Genomic DNA, 21,577 nt, shown 5'->3' with positions numbered 1-21,577 from the left:
CACCACCAGCACCAGCACCAGCACCAGCAAAGCGAGCGCGCCCGCTTCTTGTGCGGCCGATTTGACTTGGGGTTTTTGGCCCTACACTCGCTCAGCGGGCAGGCTTTTCACCCCTGCCCCTTTTGGGCCCGCAGGGCCAAAAAGAGGGGCCCCAAGTCAAATCGGCCGCACCCGGAGACCATGGGCACCGATGACCGGTTTTGAGCAGGCTGCCCAACAGTCCCGACACCACACGCAGCCCACCAACCCCACACCCAGCCCCCACCCCGATCACACCGCCTCCTCCGGCACCTCCATAGCCCCCGTCATGATCGCCACCGCATCCGACATCGAGATCCCCTTCGGATCCACCACGGCTTTCCGCCGCCCCAACCTCTGGATGTGCACCCGATCCGCCACCTCGAACACATGCGGCATGTTGTGGCTGATCAGGATCACCGGCAACCCCCTCTCCCGCACCTGCAGGATCAGGTCCAACACCGCCCGCGACTCCCGAACCCCCAACGCCGCGGTCGGCTCGTCCATGATCACCACCCGACTCCCGAACGCCGCCGCCCGAGCCACCGCCACGGCCTGCCGCTGCCCGCCCGACAACGTCTCCACGGCCTGACCGGGGTTCTGGATCGTCATGATCCCCAGCGCGTCCAACTGCTTCTTGGCCTCGTCGCGCATCCTGGTGCGGTCCAGCATCCGCAGCACCGACCCGAGCACGCCCTTCCGGCGCAACTCCCGCCCCAGGAACAGGTTCGCGGCGATGTCGAGCGACGGCGCGACCGCCAGGGTCTGGTGCACGGTCTCGATGCCCGCCGTCCGCGCGTCCACCGGCGAGGAGAACGACACCGGTCGCCCGTCGAGCAGGATCTCGCCCTCGTCCGGCACGACCGCGCCGCACAAAGCCTTGATGAGGCTGGACTTCCCGGCTCCGTTGTCCCCGATGACCGCGAGGATCTCGCCGGGCAGCAGGTCGAGGTCCGCGCCCGCGAGCGCGGTGACCCGGCCGTACCGCTTGACCAGCCCCTTGGCTTGCAGGATCGGCTCGGTCACGGCTTCACCTTCCGGATCCACTGGTCGATGGAGACCGCGGCGATGATGAGCACGCCGACGGCGAAGGTCTGCCACAGCACGTCCACCCCGGCCAGCGCGAGGCCGTTGCGGAACACCCCGACGATCAGGGCCCCGATCAGCGACCCCACGATCGCGCCGCGGCCGCCGAACAGGCTGGTGCCGCCGATGACGACGGCGGTGATGGAGTCGAGGTTCTCGAACTGGCCCGCCTGCGGGCTGGCCGAGGCGATGCGGCCGATGAGGATCCACGCCGCCAGCGCGTACACCGCGCCCGCCGTGGCGTAGACGCTGAACAGCACGCGCCCGGTGCGGATGCCGGACAGCCGCGAGGCCTCCGGGTCGTCGCCGGTGGCGTAGACGTGCCTGCCCCACGCGGTGTTCTTCAGCACGAACGCCATGGCCGCGACCAGCAGCACCATGATGACCGACCCGTAGGTGACCCGCGTGCCGCCGACCGTGAACGTCTCGCCGGTCCACAGCAGCAGCCTCGGCATGTCGGTGCCGCGGATGGTCGCGCTGTGGGAGTACCAGAGGTTCAGGGCGAAGAACACGTTCAGCGTGCCGAGGGTGACGATGAACGGCGGCAGCTTGAGCCGGGTGACGAGCAGGCCGTTGAGCAGCCCGCACACCGTGCCGACCAGGAACCCCAGGATGAGCGCGGGGACGCCGGGCAGCCCGGTCTCGGCGGAGATCTTGGCCATCACGATGGACGTGAGCACCATGATCGCGCCGCAGGACAGGTCGATCCCGGCGGTGAGGATGACGATGGTCTGGCCGACCGCGAGCGTGCCCACGACGGCGACCTGCTGGAGGACCAGGGAGATGTTGGCGGGCTGGAGGAAGCGGTCGGACAGCAGGGCGAACACGATGATCGCGATGAGCAGCACGACCGCGGGGCCGATGGTGGCCTGCGCGTGCAGCAGGTGCTGCAACCGCGACAGCGGTGACCGCGCGACGTGCTCCTCACCGACCGGGTTCCCGGTGGTGGTCGTCATGGCGCTCAGCCCCAGCAGTTCTCTAGGCCCCACGCGGAGTCCTTGGACTCCACGCCCGCGGCGGGCTGGTCGGTGATCAGGTTCACGCCGGTGTCGACGAAGGCCTTGCCCTCGGTGTTGGCGGGTTTGGTCCCGTCCTTGGCGAACTTCGAGATCGCCTCCACGCCCATCTGCGCCATCTTCAGCGGGTACTGCTGCGACGTGGCGCCGATGACGCCGGACTTGACGTTGCCGACGCCGGGGCAGCCGCCGTCCACCGACACGATGACGACGTCCTTCTCCTTGCCCGCCGCCTTCAGCGCCTCGTAGGCGCCCGCCGCGGCGGGTTCGTTGATCGTGTAGACGAGGTTGACGCCGGAGTCCTTCTGCAGCAGGTTCTCCATCGCCGTGCGACCGCCCTCGGGAGCGCCGTCGGTGACGTCGTGGCCGACGATCCGCGGGTCGGACTCGTCGCCGATGCGGGCCTTGTCCTTGACGTCGACCCCGAAGCCCTGGAGGAAGCCCTGGTCGCGCTGCACGTCGACGGAGACCTGGTTCGGGTTGAGGTCCAGCAGCGCGATCCTCGGCTGCTTGCCGGACTTCTCGAACGTGGTCTTCGCCCACTGGCCGATCAGCAGGCCCGCCTGGAAGTTGTCGGTCGCGAACGTCGCGTCGGCGGCGTCGGCGGGTTCCAGCTGGGTGTCCAGCGCGATGACCAGCAGTCCGGCCTGGCGGGCCTTGTCCACCGAGGGCACGATCGCCTTGGAGTCGTTCGGCGTGATCAGGATGCCCTTGGCGCCCGCGCCGATCAGGTTCTCGATCGCGTCCACCTGCGACTGGTTGTCGCCGTCCTGCTTGCCGGCGAACGACTGCAACTTCGCCCCGGTCGTCCCGGCGGCCTGCTGCGCCCCGTCCTTCATCTTCACGAAGAACGGGTTGGTGTCGGTCTTGGTGACCAGTCCGACCAGGACGTCGCCACCACCGCCGCTGGATGAGCCCCCGCCGCATCCGACCGCCGCCACCAGCACGGACACCGCCACCACCACCACCGCGCTCCTGGACCGCCCGCGCACCTGCTTGGACATCTTCGCCTCCCGAACGTAGTCCGACGCCTGCGGAATTCGTCGACCAATCCGCCAACCAGGCGTATTCGAGCTCGCCAGAATGTTTCGCACACCCGGACTCCAGGACAAGCGCCGTTACCCAAAAGCAACGCGTCGGGGGACCGCCGATAAGAATTCGTCCACTCGGCGGTACGGAAGGCCGGAATTGGCCGGGAACAGGCCGATTGTGGACAGATTCGGTCTCACGTCTTGCCCGTTGCCGTCACATGGCTGTAGCAAAGCGGAATATCCCGCCCTGTCGAGGGAGGCCGGTGCCCGTGACCGCTGTCCAGCGCTTGCCCGCCGCACTCCTGGTGCTCACGACCTCCATCGCCTTGGCGACCGCGCCGGGAGAACCGTCGGCCGCGGCACCCGTGCAATCGGATTTCCCCTACCCGCCGACGACCTACAGCGAGCCGTACCGCGGGCAGTTCCACTTCAGTTCGCAGTCGGGCTGGATGAACGACCCCAACGGACTGCTCTACTACAAGGGCACCTACCACTTCTTCTACCAGCACAACCCGCATGGGCTGGCCTGGGACACGATGCACTGGGGCCACGCGACCAGCACCGACCTGGTGCACTGGACGCAGAAGCCGATCGCGCTCGAACCCGGCATCCACCCCGGTGACCTGTGGTCCGGCGCCGGGGTCGTCGACTCGGCCAACACCTCGGGTCTGCGCACCGGTTCCGAGGACCCGCTGGTGGTGTTCTCGGGCACGAACGGCGTCACGATGTTCTACAGCAACGACGCCGGACGGACGTTCCAGACCTACGACGGCGGCACGCCGGTGGTCCGCCCCGGCGGCACCAGCCGAGACGCCAAGGTGCTCTGGGACGCCGCGCGCAACCGGTGGACGATGGTCGTCTGGTCCGACGACGGCGGCCGCGGGGTCAACGTCTACAGCTCGCCGAACCTGCGCGACTGGACGTTCCGCAGCAGGTTCGCCGCGAACTGGGTGTACGAATGCCCCGACTTCTTCCCCCTTCCGGTCGACGGGGACGCGTCCAGGGTGAAATGGGTTCTGACCACCGCCACCTCGGAATACGTCATCGGCGATTTCGACGGTTCCACGTTCCGCACCGACTGGACCGGCCCGCAGCGAATGGACCACGGCCGCGCCGATCCCGGTGGATCGTTCTACGCGGCCCAGGTGTTCTCGAACATGCCGCAGGGCCAAGTGGTCCAAATGGCGTGGATGCCCGGTAATCACGGCGCGTCCTGGACGGGCAATGCGAGTTTCCCCGCGACGCTGGGACTGCGAACGACGAACAACGGGCCGAGAATCACCAGGAACCCGATTCCGGCGATCGGCCAATTGAGATATCGCACGTCGTCGTTCCGCGGTCTGGATCTGACCCCGGCGGCCGCCGCGACGCTGCTGAAGTCCCAATCGGTGGAGACCTACGAGGTCGAGGCGGAATTCGAACTGAAAGCTTCGACCGCCCGTTTCGGATTCCGGCTCGACGTCCGCCCCGACGGCACGAACGGCGCGGAGGTGGCCTACGACGCGCGCGCCGGCACGTTGATGGGCACTCCCCTGCCCCCGGTGGGCAACCGGGTGAAGGTGCGGATGCTCGTCGACCGGGCGCAGCTGGAGGTGTTCGGCAACGACGGCCTGTTCTCCCGCAGCGACAACCCCGTCTTCGACCAGCGCTCGGACAGCCGAGGCCTGGCGCTGTTCTCCGAGGGCGACGTGCGGGTGGTGTCGCTGGACGTCCACGAGCTCGCCCCCGCCTGGGGCCTCGGCGAACCGACCCTGCTGCACAACCTGCCCGGCCAGTGGCGGGCCGCCAGCGGCCTGTGGACCGACGTCACCGCCGGGAAGCAGGGTGCCTCCACCGGTGACGCGTTCTACCTCAGCGACCACACCGGCGCGGACTTCACCTACGAGGGCGACGTCAAGCTGGTCAACGGCGTCGCCGCGGGCATCACGTTCCGCGCCGACCAGCAGGGCGCCGGGTACACCGCCAACGTCGACAGCGGCGCGGGCGTGGTGAAGCTGTGGCGGCCGGGACGCGACATCGCCACCTTCCCGGTCGCGATCGCCCAGGGCAGCACCCACCACCTGAAGGTCGTCACCAAGGGGGCGAACATCAAGGTGCACCTCGACAACGGCGCCAACCCCGTCATCGACGCCACCGACGCCCAGTACCCGTCCGGCAGGTTCGGGCTCAACGTGTACAACTCCACGTCGCAGTTCCAGAACGTCCGGCTGTCCTGAGCGGGGTGGCCCGGCCGCGACCGGACCACCCCCGGACTACCGGGGGTAGAGGGTCAGGCCGGGGTCGAGCGCCAACCGGACGAGCTGCTCGTGCGTGAGCGGCGGCGCGACGGCTTCGGGCCGCGCCGCGCTCTTGCTGTCCGTCGTGACGTTGGCCGACTGCACGACGACACCGGTCCCGTCGGGCTTGGTCACGTCCGCGCGGAAGGTCCGCACTCCGGTGGCGCCGCCGATCGTCGTGATCACGACGACGGCGCCGTCCGGGCGCGTGCTCCGCTCGCACAGGGTCAGTTCCACGGACCCGGTGCCGCACTCCGCCTTGGGCTTGGCGTGGCCGCCGAGTCGGCCGACCACCGCGAGGACGTTGCCGTTGATCCCGTCGCCGATCAGCGAGGCCCCGGCGGCGAAGTGGTCCTCGCCCCCGCCGCACCCGCCCATGTCGTTCTCCTCGACGGGCGAGAAGGCGTGGTAGAAGTCGAGCGGCCGGTGCCTGGTGCCCACGGGGTAGTCGGCCGCCGAGGTCGGGCCGTAGGCGATCCCCTGCGGCAGCGTGCCCTCCACGGCGTCGGCGAACACGTGGGACAGCCTGGTCGACACGGCCGTCTCGTCCTCGGCGAGCGGGGGCGTGGTCGGCAGCAGGCTCCCGCAGTCCTCCGGTGGGCCGACAGCCGCCCCGGTCGTGCTTCCCGGCGTCAGCACCGCGGCCGCGCCGAACGCGACGACGGCGATGCCCGCGGCCGCGGAGGTCCAGGGATGGGCCGACAGCCGGAACCGCTCCACGCGGCGCTGCCGGGCGATGACGCCCTCGACGTCCACGGTGGACGGGGGCACGGTGCCGATGGCCTCGTCGAACAGCGTCTTGTCCATCTCTCTCCCTCAGTCGGTGACGTGGGCCGCGACGGCCCTCGCCCGCAGCACGGCCAGCCCACGGGCGGTGTGGCTCTTCACGGTGCCGGTGGAGCAGCCGAGGATCTCGGCGGTGCTCTCCACCGAGAGGTCGCAGTACATGCGCAGCACGACGCTGGCCCGCTGGCGCGGAGGCAGCGCGGCGAGCAGGTCCAGCAGCCCGTCGCGGTCCTCGATGCCCGCGGCCGCCGCGGAGGCGACATCGGGCATCTCCCCGGCGGGTTCCTCGCGCCGCCACGGCCGTTCCTTCTCGTCCAGCCAGGTGCGGAACAGGACCCGGCGCACGTAGGCGTCGAGGTGGTCCATGCCCTTGGCGCGCAGCCAGTGCCGGTAGAGCTTGGTGATGGTGATCGACACCAGGTCGTCGGCCAGGTGCCAGTCCCGGCACAGCAGGTACGCGGTGCGCCGCAGGACGTCCATCCTGGCCGTGACGTAGTCCCGGTACTCGGCTTCGTCCGAGCGCTTCAAGCAGACCTCCAGCGTTGTCCGGCCACACCTGGTGAACGGAGCCGACCCCCTCCGGGGTTGAGTCGCCTCGAATCCACCCGATGGGTGGACGGCCCGAGGGCCCGGTCGCGGCGTCGCGGGTGGATAGGGTGGCGTGCGTGCCCACCGGACCCCAGGCCGACCTAGACGACGCGGCCGCGGTGTTCGCGGGCGTCCGCCCGAGGCTGTTCGGCATCGCCTACCGGATGCTCGGCACCACGGCGGAGGCCGAGGACGTCGTGCAGGACGCCTGGCTGCGGTGGCAGGCCTGCGACCGCGCCGCGGTGCTGAACCCGCCCGCGTTCCTGGCCACCACGACGACCCGGCTGGCGATCAACGCCGCCCAGTCCGCCCGCGCGCGCCGCGAGACCTACATCGGGCCGTGGCTGCCCGAGCCGGTGGACACCGCCGCCGACCCGGCGCTGGGCGCCGAGCGCGGCGAGGCGCTGGAGTTCGCGATCCTGGTGCTGCTGGAACGGCTCACCCCGACCGAGCGCGCGGCCTACGTGCTGCGGGAGGCGTTCGACTACTCCTACCCCGAGATCGGCGACGTCGTCGGGGTCAAGGACTCCAACGCCCGCCAGCTGGTCAGCCGGGCGCGCAAGCACGTCAACGCGGAGCGGCGGGAGCCCGTCGGGTCCGCGGAGCAGCGGCGGCTGCTGACGGCGTTCCTCGCGGCGGCGCAGCAGGGCGACCTGGCGGCGCTGGAGGAGATCCTGGCCGCCGACGTCGTCAGCTACTCCGACGGCGGCGGCGCCGTGCGCGCGTCGCGGATCCCGGTGGTCGGCCGCACGCACGTGTCGAGGTACGTGGCCGCGTTCGCGAAGCCGTTCTGGACGGGTGCCTCGCTCACCTGGGTCGAGGCGAACGGGCAGGCGTCGGTGCTGGTCGCGCGGGACGGCGAGGTGTTCGCGCTGGTGACGCTCACCGCGTCCGCCGAGGGCGTCGGGCGGCTGATGTGGGTGATGAACCCGGCCAAGCTCCGCACGATCTCGACGGCCGTGTCACAGATCTGAGGGCTGTCCGGTCATAGCGGTGATCGGATCGCACACAGGCGGAGGACATCATGAAGATCGTGGTCATCGGCGGCACCGGGCTCATCGGGTCGAAGCTCGTCGCCGGGCTGACGGGCCAGGGGCACGAGGCGGTGGCGGCCTCGCCAAGCTCCGGGGTGGACACGACGACCGGCGCCGGGCTGCCCGAGGTGCTCGACGGGGCGTCGGTGGTGGTGGACGTGTCGAACTCGCCGTCGTTCGAGGACGCGGCCGTGCTGGAGTTCTTCCGGACGTCGACCCGGAACCTGCTCGCAGCCGAGGCGGCGGCGGGCGTGGGACACCACGTGGCGCTGTCGGTCGTGGGCACGGGGCGGTGGCCGGAAAGCGGTTACTTCCGCGCGAAGGCGGCCCAGGAGGAGATCATCAGGGCGGCCGGGATCCCGTACTCGATCGTGCACGCGACCCAGTTCTTCGAGTTCGTCGGCGGCATCGCCCAGGTCGGCACGGTCGGGGACGAGGTCAGGCTTTCCCCCGTGCTGATCCAGCCCATGGCGGGCGACGACGTCGCCGCGGCGCTGGGCCGGGTCGCCGTCGGCGCGCCGCTCGACGGCACGGTCGAGATCGCCGGGCCCGAGGTGTTCCGCCTCGACGACTTCATCCGCGACGGCCTCACCGCGCGGCACGACCCGCGCGAGGTGGTCGCCGACCCGAAGGCGGGGTACTTCGGCGCCCAGCTGGAGGAGCGCACGCTCGTCCCCGCGGGCGACGCGCTGCTCGGCGCGACCCGGTTCGCCGACTGGCTCAAGGAGAACTGACCTGCCGGCGGTGGCCCGCGGGTGTGCGGGCCACCGTCCGAAGTCGGCCGGATGATCAAGGCAACCGATCGCCGCCCCCGTGCGTATTCGCGCGGTGAAGACAACTCGATGGACGGTTCTCGCCGCCGTGACGGGTGTGGTGTGCGCGCTGCTCACCGCGACACCGCAAGCGATCGCCGGTACCGATCAGGTCCCCACCCCCGTGCTCTCGTGGACCGACTGCGCGGACGGTTTCCAGTGCTCCACGGCCGGGGTGCCGCTGGACTACGACCAGCCTGCCGGCACGCAGACCTCCCTTGCCCTGATCAAGCTCCCCGCGACCGACCAGGCCCACCGGATCGGCACGCTGTTCGTGAACTTCGGCGGGCCCGGCGCGTCCGGGCTCCAGCGGCTGCGGGAACGCGGCCAGTGGACGTGGCTGTTCTCCGCCGAGCTGCGGGCCCGGTTCGACCTGGTGTCCTGGGACCCCAGGGGCATCGGCGCCAGCGCGACGGTGCGGTGCTTCGACAGCGTCGCGGAGCAGCAGGCGTTCCTCGGCGGCCTCCGGGACTTCCCGGCGACCGCGGCGGACGAGCCCGCGTTCTACGCCGGGTACGACGAGCTGGCGCGGCGCTGCTCGGAGAAGAGCGGCAGCCTGCTGGAGCACGTGTCGACCGCGAACACGGCGCGGGACCTCGACCTGCTGCGCCGCGCGGTCGGCGACGCGAAGCTGACCTACCACGGCATCTCCTACGGCACGCACCTCGGCGCGGTGTACGCGAACCTGTACCCGAACCGGGTGCGCGCCATGGCGTTCGACGGCTCGATGGACTTCGAGGGCAACGCCACCGGACACGGCAACCAGGGCGCGACCGTGCCGCTGGACACCCGGCAGGACGTGCCGCGGGGTGCCGCGGAGACGTTCGCCTCGTTCCTGCGGCAGTGCGCCGCGCCGGGCGCGGACTGCGCGTTCGCGGGCGGTGACCTGAACGCCAAGTGGGCTTCGCTGGTGGCACGGGTGAAGGCCGCGCCGATCACGGTGAACGGCGAGACCTACGACTACGTCGCGCTGATCGCCAGGGTGAACGGCGACCTGGCCACGCCCGAGGTGTGGAAGGACACCGCGAGCACGTTGCAGGCGCTCTACACCGCCCCGGCCGCGCGCACGCTGGTGGCGGGCGAGCCGTACACCAGCAACCGCACCGAGGCGTTCAACGCGATCCAGTGCGCCGACAGCACGTTCCCGCGCACGCGGTCGGTCTACACGCAGTACGGCGCCTCCGAGGACCAGCGCGTGCCGTACTGGGGCCGGATCGCGGTGTTCGACATGATGGCGTGCGCGACCTGGCGGCGCGCCGACGCCGACCGGTACACCGGCCCGTGGAACAAGGTCACGTCCGCGACGATCCTGGTGATCAACAACCGTTATGACCCGTCGACGCCGCTGCACGGCGCGCTCGACGGCGCGGCCGAACTGGCCCGCACCCGCGTGCTCACGGTCGAGGGTTCCGGCCACAGCACGATGCTGGTGCACTCCGCGTGCGCCGAGCGCGCGAAGCGCGAGTACCTGATCTCGGGCACCCTGCCCGCGGTCGGCACGACGTGCGGAATCGACCACGCGCCTTTCGCGGCCTGACGAATTCCGGATACGCGTGCGGCGGGGAGATGTGGATTTCTCCCCGCCGCACGCCTCATGGCGCGCCTCTCGACGAGTGCGCGGACCAATTGCGGGAACCCGTATTCCCGGAAATTCGCCAGGATTACGTCCGGTCGACGCCCCCAGGCGCCGACCGACGACCCTACTGCTCGAGGAAGACCCTGCTCAGAGCCTCACGGGTGCGCTTGAGACGCCCTGACACGGCAGCGGCCAAGCGGCCTGCCGACTCCTCCTCGGCCCGGATCTGGGACCGGCTCTTGTGCGTCAGCATCCAGTGCATGTTGACGGTGACGGGATCGGACATCAACCCTCCTCTCACTCGAAGGAAACGCGGGTTGTTCGACCTGATCCATTCTCGCGCACAACACCGGAAGCGCGCATCCGATTAAACGGCGGCCCCGGCGCGCAGCGGGGCGAGCGCGGTGCTCCACGCGACCGGCTGGTCCAGCGTCGTGGTGAGCGCGGCCGCCTGGCGCTCGGACGGGGCGAACTCGTCCCGGTTCACGAAGTCGCCTGGGAAGGTCAGCTCGACCTGCGCGCTCACGTCGGCGACTCGGAGGGATCCTTGTCGTTCCACTCCCGGTACACGCGGTCGAGGGCGTTCTTCAGCGCGCCGGGCATCGCGTGGTCGTACTCCGGCGTGACGAACACGAACCCGTCGTACTCCGCGACGGTCTCCGCCCACCGCCGGGTGTGCTCAAGTGGTCTCCGCGGTGAGGAAGGCGTCGACGGCGGCGAACACGGCTTCCGGCGCCTCCCGCGTGGGCACGTGGCCCGCGCCGGGGATCAGCTCGAAGCGGGCGTCGGGGAACGCGGCCGCGAAGGCCCGGCCGAAGTCGGGGCTGACGACGCGGTCGTCCTCGCCCCACACGACCAGCGTCGGCGTGTCGACGCGGGCCAGGCGGCGCAGCAGCTTCGGGTCCGACATCGTCGGCCCGGCGTAGGCGCGCACCGCCGCCATGGCGGCCGCCGGAGGTCCTCCCGCACCGGGCGGCGGACCCGCGGGCACCCCGACCTCGACACCGGGGATCCGCGGGCCGATGGCGTCCACCAGCACCAGGTGGCCGATGCGCCGCGAGCGGTCGCGCACGGCCATCTCCGCGGCGACCCAACCGCCGAAGGAACCGCCGAGGACGGTGACGTCGTCCAGTCCCCGGTCCTCCAGCAGGTCCAGGTACGTGGTCGCGAGGTCGTCGACACCGCTGAACCACTCGGGCCGCGGCGTGTCGTCCCAGCCGGGGTGCACGGGCGCCAGGACGCGGTGCGTCGCGGCGTAGTGGTCGACGACCGGGGCCGTGCTCAATGGACCGGAACCGCCGTGCAGCACCAGGAACGGCATGCCCTCGCCCGTCTCGGTGACGGTCAGCGCGAGGTCGTCGTGGATCTTCAGCACGCTGGTCGTCACTGCCCCGCCCCCTGGAAGACGGCGACCAGGCCGTGCGGGGCGTCGGCCCGGAAGCACAGGTCGAGACCCTCGACCGAGTCGCGCGCGGACCGCTCGGCGCGCGGGAACATCGACTCCTCGTAGACCGCCAGCGCCTTCTCCACGTCACCGGGGTGCCCGACGAGCGCGACGGCCAGCTCGCTCGCGTCGAACAGGGCGAGGTTGGCGCCCTCCCCGGCGAACGGCGACATCAGGTGCGCGGCGTCGCCGATCAGCGTCACGCCCGGCACGCGCTCCCACCTGGTGCCGATCGGCAGCGCGTGCACGGGTCGCGCCACCAGGGCGCCGTCGGCGTCGGTGACCAGCGAGCGCAACCGGTCGTCCCAGTCCTCGAAGCGGGTCAGCAGCTCGGCCCTGGCCTCCGGGGAGTCGACGAAGTCGGCCGCCCAGCCCTCGGGCGTGCGGAGCGCGCAGTAGACGTGCAGGCCGCCGTCGGGGTCGCGGTGGCCGAGGAAACCCCTGTCCTCGCCCAGTGCGAACAGCATCGCGCCGCCGACCACCTCCGCGGCGCCGGGGTGGCGGGCGTCCGCGTCGTGCAGGTTCGCCTCCACGAAGGACAGCCCCGAGTAGACGGGCGTGGCGTCGGTGAGCAGCCGCCGCACCCTCGACCAGGCGCCGTCGGCCCCCACCAGCAGGTCGGTGGTGACGACCGGGCCGTCGGCGAACGCCAGCTCGTGGCGGCCGTCGCCCAGCGACCGGACACCGGTGACCTTGGCGCCCCAGCGGATCGCGCCGTCGGGCAGGGAGGCGAGCAGGATGTCGCGGAGCGCCCTGCGGTTCACCTCGGGCCTGCCCCGGTCGTCGCCGTCACCCGGTTCGTCCAGCAGGGCGGTGGCGGACTTGTCGAGGACGCGGGTCGCCTCGCCGCCGGGGTGGACGGCGGCCGTGAACTCGTCGAACAGACCGGCGGCGCGCAGGGCGACCTGGCCGGAGTCCTCGTGGATGTCGAGCATGCCGCCCTGGGTGCGGGCGGTCGGCGAGGCGTCGAGGTCGAAGACTGCGGCCTCGATCCCGTTCAGGCGCAGGATCCTGGCCAGCGCGAGACCGCCGAGGCCTGCGCCGACGATGGCGATCGGGTGGTGTGCGGACATGGTCGTGTTCTCCCTCAGTGGGGGTCGAGTTCGGTCCTGGGCGTGGTCGCGATCCCGTTGATCAACGCGCGCAGGATCCAGGAGCGGCGCGCCGTCGGCGGACCGGCGAGCAGATCGGCGCCGATCGCGGCGACGTGCGGGTGCGTCTCGGCGGAGGCGTTGAGCACCTTGCCGGTAAGCGCTTCCCAGGCACTCGCGTCCTCGGTCTCGTCCTTGTCGTCGGAACTGTGCTCGGCGGCGCTCGCGGTGGAGTGCAGCATCAGCACGTCGACTCCCCACGACGCCTGACCGGACGGGACGCCGCCCTCGTCGAGGAGCGCGAGCATGGCTTCGACGAGCGACAGGTAGTTGTCCCCCGACGGCCGGGCCACCAACGCGGACTGCGCGAGGCCGGGATGGCGGAAGAGGAGCCAGGTGTAGGACGAGACGACCTCGGCCAACCGGTCGCGCCAGTCGCCCTCGGAGGTGACCGGGCTCAGGTCGACCGACCCGAGCAGCTCGTCGAGCACCGCCGCGTGCAGCTCGGCGGTGTTGCGGACGTAGACGTAGAGCGAGGCCGCGCCGGTGTCGAGTTCCTGCGCCAGCCTGCGCATCGTGACCCGTTTCAGCCCTTCGGTCCGCACGAGGTCGACCGCGAGGGAGACGATCCCCTCGCGGGAGAGCGCGGGCTTCGCCGGGCGTTCCCGACGACTGCGTGGTCCCTCCGGGGAAAGTGCCATGGCACGAGGCTAACGAACATGTTCGTTCCGAACAAGTTCGTAGCGAACGTGTTCGTGATGGAGCTGGTCACACCGCTCGGCCTTGCCGTTGGATCAGTCGCCGGGCGGGCAGACCACGTGCCGCAGGTCCAGCGGCGCGACCGGGGGCAGGGGGACGTCGGGATCGACGAGGTCCGCCCGGAACGAGTGCAGCAGGAACGCGACCAGCCGTCGGGAGGCGGCCACCGCGGCCTCGGGCGACCTCGCCACGATCCCGCTGTTGGCCATGAGCAGCAGCGCGAGGTCGTCCGCCCCGAAGTCGGCCCGCAGCTTCCCGGCGTCCTTCGCCCGCTGCGCCAGTTCGGCGAACCCGCTCTCGACGTGGATGTGCTCGTGGTCGATCGGGATCGCGTCCGGGAACGCCGACACGAACGCGGCCGTGAACCCCCGGTCCTCGGCCTGCATCACGCACACCTCCTCGACGACCGAGCAGAAGGCGCGCCACGGGTCGGGGTCGTCCAGCGCGTCGTGCACGACCGAGGAGCACAGGGCGAACTGCTCGGCGAACGCCTCCCTGACCAGCGCCTCCCTCGTCGGGAACCGGCGGTAGAGGGTCGCGATGCCGACACCGGACCGGCGGGCGATCTCGGTCAGCGTCACGTCGAGACCGCGGGCGGCGAAGAGCCTCCTCGCGGTCTCGACGATGCGGTCGCGGTTATTCCTGGCGTCGACGCGGAGGGTGTCCACTTGAGAGGCCTCGGTGCTCGCACCTCTCACTTTACGGCAAACGGATGACACCCTCCGTTTGCCCGGATAGCGTGACGATCAAGTGGAGGCGGTCCTCCAGTTGAGTTTCTTCGAGCAGGAGGACGGTAGTGGCGGGCGAGATGCGTGCGGCTTTGTTCGACCGGTACGGGGCGCCGGAGGTGCTCTACGAGGGGCGGGTCCCGGTGCCGGTGGCGAAGGCCGACGAGGTGTTGGTGCGGGTGCACGGGACCAGCGTCAACGGCGGTGAGCTGTACGCCCGGCGGGGGCGGCTCGGGATCCTGCTCGGTCGACGATTCCCCAAGCGCATCGGCATCGACTTCGCGGGCGAGGTCGTCCAGGCCGCCGCCACGGGCCGCGGCCCGGAGGTCGGCGCTCACGTGTGGGGCAGCCTGCCGCGAGGGCGGTTCGGCTCGGCCGCGGAGTTCGTGGCCGTCCACGTCCGGCAGGTCGCGCGCAGCCCTCGGGGGCTCGACCTGGTGGAGGCCTCCGCCCTGCCGGTGGGCACCACCGCCATCACCGCGTTGCGCGACAAGGCCCGCCTCAAGCCCGGCGAGCGCCTGCTGGTGCGCGGTGGCGCGGGCGGCGTCGGGTACGTCGCCGTGCAGTTGGGGAAGGCGATGGGCGCCCACGTGACCGCGCTGGCGAGCGCGAAGAACCTCGACCTCGTCCACGACCTCGGGGCCGACGAGGCGTTCGACTACGCCACCACCGGCCCCGCCGAACTGGGCTCGTTCGACGTCGTCATGGACACCGCCGGCTCCTCCCTGCCCGCCTACCGCCGCCTGCTGGGGCCGGGCGGACGAATGGTGTCGATCGCCTTCGACTCCCCCGCGACCGTCGCGTACATCCTGGGGTCGGTCGTGTTCGGCTCGCGGCGGGTGCGGTTCTTCAGCGGCAACCCCCGGCACGACCTGTTCAGGGACCTGACGGCGTACGTGGAGTCCGGCGCCCTCCGACCCGCCGTCGACACGACCCGCCCGCTGGCCGACATCGCCGGGGCGCACCGGGCGCTGGAGGCGGGCGGGGTCCGGGGGAAGCACGTGGTGCGGGTGGTGTGACCGGCGGCGTCGATGATCTCGACGGCTCGGAGCCCGCTACTGCTCGGGGGCGCGGCAGCGGTCGTCGGCGCTGTCCGGTTCGCACGTCACCACGAGCACCGGCGCCTGGTACTTGTCGACGTGGATCACCGAGATCCGCTTCTCGTGCGGAACCTGGCCACCGAGGAACGCGATCTCCCCGCTCTCCCCGGACAGCGGGGCGAATCCGGGGTCCGCGCCCTCCACCCTGAGCCGCCCGATGTCGCTGATGGCCTTCCAGACGTGCCCGGAGGTGAAAGTGGCCGTCTTGAGCTGGAGCATGGCGTGCGAGTACACCTCGAGGGTGTCGAAGGCCAGTTCCGACTGGCCACCGAGGGAGGAGTCCACGAGGTCCTCGCACACCGTGTCGAAGATCCTCGCCATGGTCTTGTACATGGCCGTCGACCTCTCGCACGCCGTGGTGCCGACGGCGAACGACAGGACGTCGTAGGCGATCTCCGGGTGCTGGTCGCGCAGTTGGCCGTCGGCGACGTACCTCATGACGTCGTCCCCCGCGAGCAGCACGGGGGCGTCGTCCTTGCAGGCGCTCGCGATGCCGTCCAGCAGACCGCGGAACTCGTCCGGGCGACCGGCGAAGACCACGACCTCGTCCTGGTGCGAGGAGCCGCACAGGCCCTGGCCGATCTCCCGGACGTCCACCTTCCCGACACCGGACTCGGTGTTGTAGACCGCCTGCGCCACCTCGAACCCGGCCTTGCGGAACCGGGCGTCGAAATCCGCTCCGAGGTTCACCGAGTACGTGTCCCGCAGCGCCTCGTCGTCGCTGTCGGAGTGCACGATGACGGCCCCGGTCTTCCCCGGATGGGTCACGCGCGCGTAGCTCGCCGCGACCTGCGCTTCGCGGTCGTTGTTCGGCGACACCTGGAAGTACAGGGCGGAGTTCAGCGGGATCGAGTCGACGGACAGGGTCGCGGCCACGACCGGCAGGCCGATGTCGCCCAGCTTCGCGATGGTGTCCAGGGTCGGCTTGCGGCTCTGCGCCATGCCGAGCACCCCGACGATGCTCTTGTCCTGCTCGACCAGGGTCCGCAGCGTGTCGACCAGTTCCCCGCCGTGCTGCATCTTCCGACCCGCGTTGCCCAGGAGCACCCGGACCAGCGGATCGCTTTTCCCGGTGCGCTCCAGCAATTGGGCCTGCTTCGCGGCGACACCCATGAGCCGCGCGGTGTTCGTCGTCAGGTCATCGCTCTGGCCGCTGAGAGCGGAGACGTAGACAACCGTGGCGTACGGCCTCTCGGAATGCTCGTCGTGGGCTTTCACCACGGCCTTGTTCTGCTCGGCGATCTTGTTCTGGGCGTTGTCGAACTTCTTCCCCCGCGCGTCGTCGACCTTGTCGAACACGGGGATGGCATCGCTGCTGACCCCGACGCATTCCCCGCCGAACATCCGCAGCGTCGAGAAGTTCGGGTCGGCCTTGTCGCGACCGCAGTGGTTCGCCCGCTCGACGCTCGCCGCCTCCAGGAGGGAGTCCACGCGCCAGTACCCGAGCGCCAGGACGGAGGCCAGCAGCAGGATGCCCACGACCGTGAGGACCGACGCCCGCGACCACAGCGGCGCGGAGCGCACGGTCAGCGTCGCCGTGGGCTGCACCTCCCCCGGCTCGAAGGTGACCGGCGGTACGCGCAGCGGCAGGAACCACGCGGTCGGGCGCCGGGTGCGGCTGTTGGTGGCGAGCTTCCGCGTCCACGTCTCGTAGGCCTGGTTCGCCTGGAGCACCGGGGTCGGGGCCCTGTCGTCGACGGCCGCGGCGTCGGGCGGCACCTTCTCGCTGCCGCTGATGACGACCAGCGGGTCGAACGCGCCGGTGTCGTTGCGGACGTCGTTGATCAGCTTCAGCAGCGCGTAACCGCCGTTGTCGCGGCGGATGCCGTCCAGCATCACCACCGGGTACGCGGTGCGCCGTCCCGAGAGCAGCCGTCGCAGGGACCGCTGGTAGGTCTGCCGCACGTCCTCGAGGAACGCGTTGACCAGCAGCGCGGCCAGCTGGCCCGGATCCTCGCGCGACTCCGCGCCCTGGCCCGGCACGAGCGCGGAGCCGAGGCGTTCGGCGAACCCGACGACGGTGCCCGGATCGTGCGGCGCGAGGTAGGGCTGGTGCAGCAGCCACCGGTACTCGCCACCCGGCGCCAGGCCGCCGAGCTTCGCCCGGAACCAGAACGACGGCGCGAGCTTCAGCACGACCCGCACCCACCACGGCGCCGCCGCCGTGCCGGTCTCCAGCGCCTCGCGGGGAATCAGATCGTCACCGCTGTTCGTGCTCAGGTGCCGCTCGCGCAGCCTGGAGAACAGGGTCGCCCCGGACTCGTGATCGCCTCCGGCGGGCTGGTTCATCAGCCAGTACACGAGTTCGAAGCGGGGGAACCCGTGACGGCCGTACCGGCTGTTCGCGCCCGAGGAGAGGTCGCGCGCGACGCTCACGAGAACCGCGCTGACGCGTTTCAGCGACGACGGCGCCGGGCCCGCCCCGTCGGTCTCGTCGGTGTCGGGGAAGCAGTGGTAGGCGTGGGGCACCCGGCCGGGGTGAGCGCCGTGCAGGTGCGCGCGCAACATCCTGAGCAGACCGGCGGACGCGGGTTCGCGCACCAGGCAGACGAGCGGGACGCCCCGGTTGTCCCCGGCACGCGCTCCCGGCCTGCCACCGGGCAACTCCCCGAACCTGGGCCGTTCGGTGAGGTTCTGCAACAGCTTGACGAGTTCGTCCACCACTTCCGGTGAGGAAACGCCCTCGGTGGCGATGTGCTCTATCACCGGTCTCCTAGTGGAAGAGTTCCGAATCCGCGAAGGGGAATGCGACTGTAGACCACAAAAGGGCCATTGTCCCGCACCGTGGTCGCATTCCACCCATTCCGCAGCATTGCGGTTTTCGGATAAGCAGAATTACCCATTCCGACACCTTTGTAGGGGTTCGACGCCGCACGAATGCGGATACGCCGGGGCCTCGGCCCGTTGCAACCCCGCTGCAACGGTTCCGCGCGGACGGTCGGGTGGGTGACGGTCTGCCGGGCAGGCCGGGTACCCGACAGCGAGGTCAGGTGACGATGCGCGGCGAACCGCTTTTCGCGGGCATGACGACCGTGGTGCCCGCCGCGCTGCGGGGCGACACTCGACGGGTGACCCACGACACAACGCCGCCGTCCGGGCCGTTCGAGGCCGCCGTGCCCGCGGGAGAGGATCCCGGCCGCTACGCGCACCTGCTGCGGCGGATCCGGGACGCGGCGCTGTCCGGGGCACGGCCTCCCGCCGCGCCGCGGTCGCTGGTCGGCGACTCGTGGCGGCGCACGCTGGGGTTCGGTGTGCACCCCGACCACGGCGGGGACCAGCCCGACGCGATCGGCCCGGACGAGGTCGAGCACCGGCGGCACCGGGGAAAGCTGGCGCGCGCGCTGCCGGTGCTGGGCGACGTGCTGCTGCCCGCCGCGGAGGACGCGGGGCACGTGATGGTGGTGGTCGACGCCGAGGGCGTGGTGCTGTGGCGGGACGGGCCGCGGAAGATCCAGCGGCACGCCGAGCGGCTGGGGTTCGCGGTCGGCGCGAACTGGAGCGAGCGCCACGTCGGCACGAACGCGATCGGCACCGCGCTCGCCGTCGGGCGGCCGGTGCAGATCTACTCGGCCGAGCACTTCGTGAAGTCGCACCACTCGTGGACCTGCGCTGCCGCGCCGATCCTCGACCCGGTCGACGGCGGGCTGCTGGGCGTGGTGGACGTGAGCGGGGCGGCGGCGACCGTGCACCCGAGCACGCTCGCGCTGGTGGACGCGGCGGCGCGGATGGCCGAGTCGTTCCTGCGCGAGGAGCACCACGGGATGCTCGACGCGCTGCGGGCGACGGCGTCGCCGCTGCTGGCGGGCACCCGCGACCCGGTGCTGGTGACCGATCCGCACGGCTGGGTGGCGGCCTCCGTCGGGGTGCGGCCGGTGGCGCGGATCGCGCTGCCCGCCGACAGGGACAGCGACCACGTCTGGATCCCGGAGTACGGGGCGTGCGCGCTCGAACCGGTGCCCGGCGGCTGGCTGGTCCGCGTGCTGTCCGACGACGCGGCGGAACCCGCGTCGACCCGCGTCGAGATCGCGCTGGAGGACCCGCGGCAGCCGCGGATCACGGTCGTATCGGCGTCCGGCCGGTGGTCGCACCGGCTCAGCCCCCGGCACGCGGAACTGGTGCTGCTGCTGGCGTTCGCCCGCGACGGCCGCAGCGGCGCCCAGCTGTCGCAGGACCTGTTCGGCTCACCCGACCACGTGCTGGCCGTGCGCGCCGAGGTCTCCCGGCTGCGCCGCCACCTCGGCGGCCTGCTGCTGCACCGCCCGTACCGCTTCGCCGACTGGGTGGACGTCGTGGTGCGCCGCCCTGCCACCCCCGACCGGCTCCTGCCCGCGTCCACGGCCCCGGCCGTGCGGCGACTCCGGGCCGCTAGCACTTCCCCGAGAGAAACCGGAGTCGCGTGATGACCGAGACCCTCGACCAGACCGACGCGGCAGCCGCGGTCACCACGTGGCTGGCGGACTTCGAGTCGGCGCTGGAGTCGAACGACGCCGACGCCGTGGCGCGGCTGTTCGGCGAGCAGAGCTACTGGCGCGACCTGATCGCGTTCACCTGGAACCTCGTCACCGTCGAGGGCCGCGACGGCGTGCGGGACATGGTCGCCGCGACCTCGGAACGGGTGCGGGCGCACGACTTCCGGATCGCCGACGACCTGGGCGGGGCCGCCGCGGGCGACGGCGTGGTCGAGTCGTGGATCGCGTTCGAGACGTCCGTCGGCCGGTGCGTCGGGCACCTGCGGCTGCGCGACGGCGCCGCGTGGACGCTGCTGACGACGATGCACGAGCTGATCGGGTACGAGGAGCCGATGGGCGGCAGGCGCCCCAAAGGTGCCGAGCACGGCGCGAACCGCGACCGGAGGACGTGGCTCGAACAGCGCGCCGAGGAGGCCGAGCAGCTCGGCCGCACCACGCAGCCGCACACCCTGGTGATCGGCGGCGGGCAGGGCGGGATCGCGCTGGGGGCGCGGCTGCGGCAGCTCGGCGTGCCGACGATCGTGGTGGAGCGCGCCGCCCGCGCGGGTGACGCGTGGCGGGGCCGGTACAAGTCGCTGTGCCTGCACGACCCGGTCTGGTACGACCACCTGCCGTACCTGGACTTCCCGAAGAACTGGCCGGTGTTCGCGCCGAAGGACAAGATCGGCGACTGGCTGGAGATGTACGCGCGGGTGATGGAGCTGAACTACTGGACGTCGACCGAGGCGTTGAGCGCCTCCTACGACGCCGACAAGCACGAGTGGGAGGTGGTGGTGCGGCGCGACGGCGAGGAGATCACGTTGCGCCCCAAGGAACTCGTGCTCGCCACCGGGATGTCGGGCAAGGCGAACGTGCCGGTGCTCGAGGGCGCCGACCGGTTCCGCGGCGACCAGCACCACTCCTCGCGGCACCCCGGACCGGACGCCTACCGCGGCAAGCGGGTGGTCGTGATCGGGTCGAACAACTCCGCGCACGACATCTGCGCGGCGCTGTGGGAGAACGACGTCGACGTCACGATGGTGCAGCGCTCGTCGACGCACATCGTGCGGTCGGACTCGCTGATGCGGATCGCGCTGGGCGGCCTGTACTCCGAGGAGGCGGTGGCCTCCGGGATGACGACGCAGAAGGCGGACCTCACGTTCGCGTCGCTGCCCTACCGGATCATGCACGAGTTCCAGATCCCGGTGTACGACGAGATCCGCGAGGTGGACGCGGACTTCTACGCGCGGCTGGAGAGGGCCGGTTTCCTGCTCGACTACGGCGACGACGACTCGGGGCTGTTCATGAAGTACCTGCGCCGCGGCTCCGGCTACTACATCGACGTGGGCGCCTCGGAACTGGTGGCCAACGGCGACATCGCGCTCCGGTCCGGAGTGGACGTCGTGCGGCTCACCGAGGACTCCGTGGTGCTGTCCTCCGGCGAGGAGCTGCCCGCCGACCTGGTCGTGTACGCGACCGGGTACGGCTCGATGAACGGCTGGGCGGCCGACCTGATCTCCCAGGAGGTCGCCGACGAGGTCGGCAAGGTCTGGGGCCTCGGCTCGGCGACGACCAAGGACCCCGGTCCCTGGGAGGGCGAGCAGCGCAACATGTGGAAGCCGACCCGGCAGGAGGCGCTGTGGTTCCACGGCGGCAACCTGCACCAGTCGCGGCACTACTCGCTGTACCTGGCGTTGCAGCTCAAGGCGCGCTACGAGGGCATCCCGACCCCAGTGTACGGCCTGGCGGAGGTGCACCACACGAGCTGACCGGCGCGGCCGCCC

Annotated in this window: 20 protein-coding genes; 7 read left to right on the top strand and 13 right to left on the bottom strand. The window is 71.2% G+C overall.

Going from position 1 to position 21,577, the window contains the following annotated elements; translation table 11 throughout:
• Window positions 1-270: 270 nt before the first annotated feature.
• Genes RM788_RS51305 through RM788_RS51295 form a run of 3 tightly spaced genes read right to left on the bottom strand, consistent with a single transcriptional unit; the run spans window position 271 to window position 3,124 of the window.
• Window positions 271-1,044, bottom strand: a complete 774-nt coding sequence (locus RM788_RS51305; protein WP_315929098.1) for an ATP-binding cassette domain-containing protein — start codon at window positions 1,042-1,044, stop codon at window positions 271-273.
• Window positions 1,041-2,093, bottom strand: coding sequence for an ABC transporter permease (locus RM788_RS51300; protein WP_315929097.1), 1,053 nt, complete (start codon window positions 2,091-2,093; stop codon window positions 1,041-1,043). The genes RM788_RS51305 and RM788_RS51300 overlap by 4 nt, the downstream gene beginning before the upstream one ends.
• Window positions 2,066-3,124 carry a substrate-binding domain-containing protein gene (locus RM788_RS51295; RefSeq protein WP_315929096.1) on the bottom strand — a complete coding sequence of 353 codons (1,059 nt, stop codon included), beginning with the start codon at window positions 3,122-3,124 and terminating at the stop codon, window positions 2,066-2,068. Before RM788_RS51295 ends, RM788_RS51300 begins: the two co-directional genes overlap by 28 nt.
• Before the next feature lie 296 nt (window positions 3,125-3,420).
• Here RM788_RS51295 and RM788_RS51290 point away from each other — a divergent pair, with 296 nt between their 5' ends.
• Entirely contained in the window at window positions 3,421-5,367 is a 1,947-nt protein-coding gene (locus tag RM788_RS51290; RefSeq protein ID WP_315929095.1) for a glycoside hydrolase family 32 protein, read from the top strand.
• Window positions 5,368-5,403: 36 nt separating this feature from the next.
• On the opposite strand, the gene RM788_RS51285 is transcribed toward RM788_RS51290, so the two are convergent.
• Entirely contained in the window at window positions 5,404-6,234 is an 831-nt protein-coding gene (locus RM788_RS51285; RefSeq protein WP_315929094.1) for a hypothetical protein, read from the bottom strand.
• A 9-nt stretch (window positions 6,235-6,243) separates the two neighbouring features.
• On the bottom strand, window positions 6,244-6,741 hold the full coding sequence (locus tag RM788_RS51280; RefSeq protein WP_315929093.1) for a SigE family RNA polymerase sigma factor: 498 nt from the start codon (window positions 6,739-6,741) through the stop codon (window positions 6,244-6,246).
• 137 nt (window positions 6,742-6,878) lie between these two features.
• Here RM788_RS51280 and RM788_RS51275 point away from each other — a divergent pair, with 137 nt between their 5' ends.
• From RM788_RS51275 to RM788_RS51265, 3 genes are all read left to right on the top strand, one after another.
• Entirely contained in the window at window positions 6,879-7,775 is an 897-nt protein-coding gene (locus RM788_RS51275; RefSeq protein WP_315929092.1) for an RNA polymerase sigma-70 factor, read from the top strand.
• A 50-nt stretch (window positions 7,776-7,825) separates the two neighbouring features.
• Window positions 7,826-8,569: an SDR family oxidoreductase gene (locus RM788_RS51270; RefSeq protein WP_315929091.1), complete on the top strand. Its 744-nt coding sequence runs from the start codon at window positions 7,826-7,828 to the stop codon at window positions 8,567-8,569.
• 94 nt (window positions 8,570-8,663) lie between these two features.
• On the top strand, window positions 8,664-10,184 hold the full coding sequence (locus RM788_RS51265) for an alpha/beta hydrolase (protein ID WP_315929090.1): 1,521 nt from the start codon (window positions 8,664-8,666) through the stop codon (window positions 10,182-10,184).
• 163 nt (window positions 10,185-10,347) lie between these two features.
• On the opposite strand, the gene RM788_RS51260 is transcribed toward RM788_RS51265, so the two are convergent.
• The 7 genes from RM788_RS51260 to RM788_RS51230 all read right to left on the bottom strand — a co-directional run bounded on the left by RM788_RS51260 (window position 10,348) and on the right by RM788_RS51230 (window position 14,185).
• The gene (locus RM788_RS51260) at window positions 10,348-10,509 is read right to left on the bottom strand and encodes a hypothetical protein (RefSeq protein ID WP_315929089.1); all 162 of its coding nucleotides are present in this window, start codon (window positions 10,507-10,509) and stop codon (window positions 10,348-10,350) included.
• Between the two features lie 81 nt (window positions 10,510-10,590).
• Window positions 10,591-10,749 (bottom strand): hypothetical protein, encoded by a 159-nt coding sequence (locus RM788_RS51255; RefSeq protein WP_315929088.1) that lies wholly within the window; start codon window positions 10,747-10,749, stop codon window positions 10,591-10,593.
• Window positions 10,746-10,856 carry an NADPH-dependent FMN reductase gene (locus tag RM788_RS51250; RefSeq protein ID WP_315929087.1) on the bottom strand — a complete coding sequence of 37 codons (111 nt, stop codon included), beginning with the start codon at window positions 10,854-10,856 and terminating at the stop codon, window positions 10,746-10,748. The genes RM788_RS51255 and RM788_RS51250 overlap by 4 nt, the downstream gene beginning before the upstream one ends.
• 46 nt (window positions 10,857-10,902) lie before the next feature.
• Complete coding sequence (locus tag RM788_RS51245; protein WP_315929086.1) at window positions 10,903-11,610, bottom strand: alpha/beta fold hydrolase; 708 nt, start codon at window positions 11,608-11,610, stop codon at window positions 10,903-10,905.
• The gene (locus tag RM788_RS51240) at window positions 11,607-12,740 is read right to left on the bottom strand and encodes an FAD-dependent oxidoreductase (RefSeq protein WP_315929085.1); all 1,134 of its coding nucleotides are present in this window, start codon (window positions 12,738-12,740) and stop codon (window positions 11,607-11,609) included. The genes RM788_RS51245 and RM788_RS51240 overlap by 4 nt, the downstream gene beginning before the upstream one ends.
• A 14-nt stretch (window positions 12,741-12,754) precedes the next feature.
• On the bottom strand, window positions 12,755-13,459 hold the full coding sequence (locus RM788_RS51235; RefSeq protein WP_315929084.1) for a TetR/AcrR family transcriptional regulator: 705 nt from the start codon (window positions 13,457-13,459) through the stop codon (window positions 12,755-12,757).
• Between the two features lie 93 nt (window positions 13,460-13,552).
• Complete coding sequence (locus RM788_RS51230; protein WP_315929083.1) at window positions 13,553-14,185, bottom strand: TetR/AcrR family transcriptional regulator; 633 nt, start codon at window positions 14,183-14,185, stop codon at window positions 13,553-13,555.
• A gap of 128 nt (window positions 14,186-14,313) precedes the next feature.
• On the opposite strand from RM788_RS51230, the gene RM788_RS51225 reads away from it, so the two are divergent.
• A complete protein-coding gene (locus RM788_RS51225) occupies window positions 14,314-15,264 on the top strand; it encodes an NAD(P)-dependent alcohol dehydrogenase (protein ID WP_315929082.1) in 951 nt (316 codons plus the stop codon).
• 36 nt (window positions 15,265-15,300) lie between these two features.
• On the opposite strand, the gene RM788_RS51220 is transcribed toward RM788_RS51225, so the two are convergent.
• Window positions 15,301-18,051 (bottom strand): ABC transporter substrate-binding protein, encoded by a 2,751-nt coding sequence (locus tag RM788_RS51220; RefSeq protein WP_315929081.1) that lies wholly within the window; start codon window positions 18,049-18,051, stop codon window positions 15,301-15,303.
• 290 nt (window positions 18,052-18,341) lie between these two features.
• Between RM788_RS51220 and RM788_RS51215 the strand changes: the two genes are divergently transcribed.
• Together RM788_RS51215 and RM788_RS51210 are read left to right on the top strand one after the other, a co-directional pair.
• Window positions 18,342-19,745, top strand: coding sequence for a GAF domain-containing protein (locus RM788_RS51215; protein WP_315929080.1), 1,404 nt, complete (start codon window positions 18,342-18,344; stop codon window positions 19,743-19,745).
• The gene (locus tag RM788_RS51210; RefSeq protein WP_315929079.1) at window positions 19,745-21,562 is read left to right on the top strand and encodes an NAD(P)/FAD-dependent oxidoreductase; all 1,818 of its coding nucleotides are present in this window, start codon (window positions 19,745-19,747) and stop codon (window positions 21,560-21,562) included. Before RM788_RS51215 ends, RM788_RS51210 begins: the two co-directional genes overlap by 1 nt.
• Window positions 21,563-21,577 lie beyond the last annotated feature (15 nt).

It is taken from the genome of Umezawaea sp. Da 62-37 (assembly GCF_032460545.1).
Lineage (GTDB): Bacteria > Actinomycetota > Actinomycetes > Mycobacteriales > Pseudonocardiaceae > Umezawaea.
This window is presented reverse-complemented; position numbering and strand designations above follow the sequence as displayed.